Origin of the sequence: Tardiphaga sp., from assembly GCF_044340795.1 — a bacterium.
GTDB lineage: Bacteria > Pseudomonadota > Alphaproteobacteria > Rhizobiales > Xanthobacteraceae > Tardiphaga.
On the sequence record NZ_JBIISY010000397.1, the window covers coordinates 1 to 3,535 of the forward strand.

General features: G+C 57.1%; 4 protein-coding genes. All 4 read right to left on the bottom strand.

Going from position 1 to position 3,535, the window contains the following annotated elements; all coding sequences use genetic code 11:
• A partial coding sequence (locus ACIQ17_RS32105) for a hypothetical protein (protein WP_398473592.1) occupies positions 1-325 on the bottom strand: 325 nt, incomplete at its 3' end.
• Between the two features lie 116 nt (positions 326-441).
• Positions 442-663: a hypothetical protein gene (locus tag ACIQ17_RS32110; protein ID WP_398473593.1), complete on the bottom strand. Its 222-nt coding sequence runs from the start codon at positions 661-663 to the stop codon at positions 442-444.
• A 160-nt stretch (positions 664-823) separates the two neighbouring features.
• The gene (locus ACIQ17_RS32115; RefSeq protein WP_398473595.1) at positions 824-2,482 is read right to left on the bottom strand and encodes a Na/Pi cotransporter family protein; all 1,659 of its coding nucleotides are present in this window, start codon (positions 2,480-2,482) and stop codon (positions 824-826) included.
• A 679-nt stretch (positions 2,483-3,161) separates the two neighbouring features.
• A partial coding sequence (locus ACIQ17_RS32120; protein ID WP_398473597.1) for a hypothetical protein occupies positions 3,162-3,535 on the bottom strand: 374 nt, incomplete at its 5' end.

A 3,535-nucleotide genomic window follows, 5' to 3' on the forward strand; every position in this document is an offset into this window, starting at 1 on the left:
TGCGATGTCGCCTGACATGAGCGTACGAAATCGCGACGGATAGTATGGCGCTTTCATTGTTCTCAAGCGCTATCTTCTGCGCCAGCATCACGTCGCCGACTACCAAGTCGCCTTCCGGTAGGACGCACCAGGCACGGATCGCTCTTCCGTCCTGTGCAAGTTGTTCGATGTTCACCTGGGTCCCTCGATGTATTCTGAAACGCGTCAACGTATCGCTCCCGACGACATCGAAATATCCGTTCTCATCGAAACATCGGCTCTGCTCAGGCGACAGCCACTCCATCAGAAGCGCAAACCCCCGCGCCTCCCGATCGGTGAGGCTCATATGGCATCTATCGCGATGCCGTCGGTCGCCCAAACAAATTGCAATCGAACCACCGACGAACAGGCTGACTAGGGCCGTCGTCAGAGCGAACGACCAGGCATCGGGGTCCAACCGCTCTACCCGCCGATCAGGCGGGGGAAAAAGAGCGTCTCTTCTGCCTTGTCGTCGAATGTCCGAATGATCCGCTGCTCGCCTGGACCGGTCCGGACAGCGGCTGTGAAACCGGCGCCTGTGAACTCTGAGAATCTTTTTCTAGCTACTTCGATCGCCGCGCGATCACCGGCGTCAAAACTATGCCGGGTGTCGCCCGTATGATCCATCACAGTCTGGATGGCCATGGGAAACTCCGCCTTGACATCGTTCGGTGATCTTATGGCGATCAAGCAGCATTCTGCAATCGCAATGCTGCTGGCGTTGATCACGTGAGCGCGAACGGTCCGCGGTTCCACGAAGATATGGAGTCCCGAGGCGAGACAGATTCACGGGATCCTGGCGAGCCTAATTGAGGCGTGTAATCCTGCTTTGCAACAGTTCACCAGTCTGCTCCAAGACGGGATAGGCTGCAGCAGCCACGATATATGAGTTGGCGAGTTTCAGGTCTCGAAGAAGATCGAGGTGGAGCGCGCTGGCCTGCGCCGTGGCCAGCGAAGCTGTGCGCAGCCGGTCTATATGGGCCGCGGTTGCGACAGACTCTGCCTCCCGGAAGGAGACCTTTTCCTCCGCCAGCAGGCGCGCAGCGCGACTGTCGTCTGTCATGAATAGTGAAGCCGCTGCTCGCAGATTGATAATCAAGCGATCCATCATAGCTAATAGCTCGGCCCGGTCTTCGAGCGAGAAATTGAGACCCCGCTTGAGGCCCTTCATGGCGTGCGGCAGCAAATTACGGTCAATGACATCACCCGCTTGCTCCAATTTCATGGCGAACCCGAGAATTTGTTCCAGCCGTCTTTGGTCATTTTCGCCGAGTTCTTCTGGATCGATTGAAGTGAGAAAAGTCTTGATCGCGGTATTGAGACGGTCGAGCACATCGTCCTGGCGCTTTGTCTCGCTTATCAGCCGGCGGTCGTTCTTCGCCATTGCATCGCGCGCACCTCGAAGCATCCCCTCCAGGACATCCGCCAGTCGGAGTGCTTCACGAGCCGCAGCTCCCAGCGCGACGACCGGCGTCTCTTTGGTTGCGGGATCCAGATAACGTGGCCGCGATGGATCCGCCGACGGCGTTCGGGTTGGCAGCAGCCATTCGAGTAATCGCGCGTAGGGCGATAGCACGCCGAAGAAAAGCGATGCAAGGACAACATTGAAGAGCGTGTGAAAGTCCGCGATCGCGCGCGCCGGATCGGGGTCGATGTGCACCATGGCTCGTCCGATCGGATCGAGCGTGGCAAGGCAAATGCTAACCCCGACAAGTCGGATTAGGAAGTTTCCGACGGGCACACGTCGAGCCGCTGGGTCGCCATTAGCCGGCCCTTCCAAGATTGGATTGACGGCCGTCCCGAGATTGGCGCCAAGCACGAGAGCGAAAGCGGCGTTGGGTGGAAGAGCGCCGCTGGCGGCGAGCGACATCGCAAACAGCACCACGGCCACGCTCGAATGCACCGCCCACGTAACAGCAGCGCCCAGAAGGACCGCAACGATTGGGACTGTCGCGATCGCGCCAAGAAACATGCGAAGGCTCGGAGTATCCTCGAAGGGCGTCATCATCAGCAGCAACTGATGTAAAGCTAGAAGCATAAGACCGAGCCCGATGAAGACCCGTCCAAGATCATGGGTACGCGCGCTTGTATCGCGTCGAAATAATAGAACTCCGATCAGAATAAGTGCCGGCGAAACCGTCGCCACGTTGAACGACAATATCTGGACGATGACGGTCGTCCCGACGTTGGCTCCGAGCATGACGGCGAGCGCGGGCGCTAATGCGAGCATTCCTCCCGCGGCAAACCCCGTTACCATGAGCCCAGTGGCCGTGCTGCTTTGCAGAAGCGCGGTAACCCCGAGGCCTGCCATGAAAGCTACAAAACGATTGCGCAGCGCGCCAGCCAGCAACGCGCGTAGTCCGGGTCCGTAGGCACGTTGCACACCCGTCTGCACCATATGGGTGCCCCAGAGCAGCAACGCGACCGCCCCAGCGAGATCGATCAGTGTGATCGAGAGGGACATACTCTTCCTCGGTCGGCAAGCCTCCGATCCGCAATCTAACATACATTACCGAAAAAGCTGCACCGTGATGTGTAGCGAGCCCCGGCGTAACGGAACAATAACTCGGGTGCTTGGTCCATCGTGATGAAAGCGAACGTTGGCGGCTCGTTCGAAGTCATTCCGGGGAGGCTATCTCAGCCCACAACGTCAAAATGCAAATTTCCGGATGGACATCACCAAAGAACAGTCAAACTCACAGCCAACCTCAACACCGGTCGCAGCTACCGCCCGCCTGGATCCGATAGCTAAGTCCTGGCCCGTTTCGATGCTGGGACATGCAAATGACCCGCTCGCTTGTTACTGCGCGTCCATAGGCGCCCTGAATCTTAAGTGGGCTTCCGACCTCTTTTACGCATGCTCGTCGGAGATTGAGAGCTAATGATCGAAGGACTGTCTCTAAGGAGTTAAGAACCTACGCAAGTCAGCAACCTTTTGTTCCGGGCCATCCGGACCTTCATATTGTTGGACGTCGAAACCCCAAGGAGCTGGCCTGCATCTTGATCGCAATAGGAGTCCGGGAGAGCTCTGCAGAGATATCTTCTACCCACTTTCCAGCTAATAGCATGGATCGGAGCCTTTGAAGATCAGACGAACTCCACCTAGGGCTCTTCTTCAGTTCTGGATGATGATGTTTTGGCATCTAGCTTGCTTCGCAGAAAATCGAGAACTGGCTGTCAAATACTGCGATACAAATTACTACAAAAAACGCCACCTGCCCACCGCCGGCTCGCAACGCAATCCATCCCCCTTCTCTTTCGTCCGATGGGCGTTTGATCATTACTTCGGCAAGCCCAGCGCCCATTACATTGGCTTGTGAGGGCGTTGGGGTTCTCCCGCTCTGAGCCATCGCAAGTCCTTTTAGCGGAGACAGCACCAATGGTTGCGGGGTTTCGATAGCGCCGTCGCCTGCAATGGCCAGGATAGCTGGTGGGGGCATGTCCGTTCGGACCGAGGGTTGCTCTAGGGTTAACATGCGTAAATGTAGTGTTCGAAGCTGAGTGCAAAATAACGCGA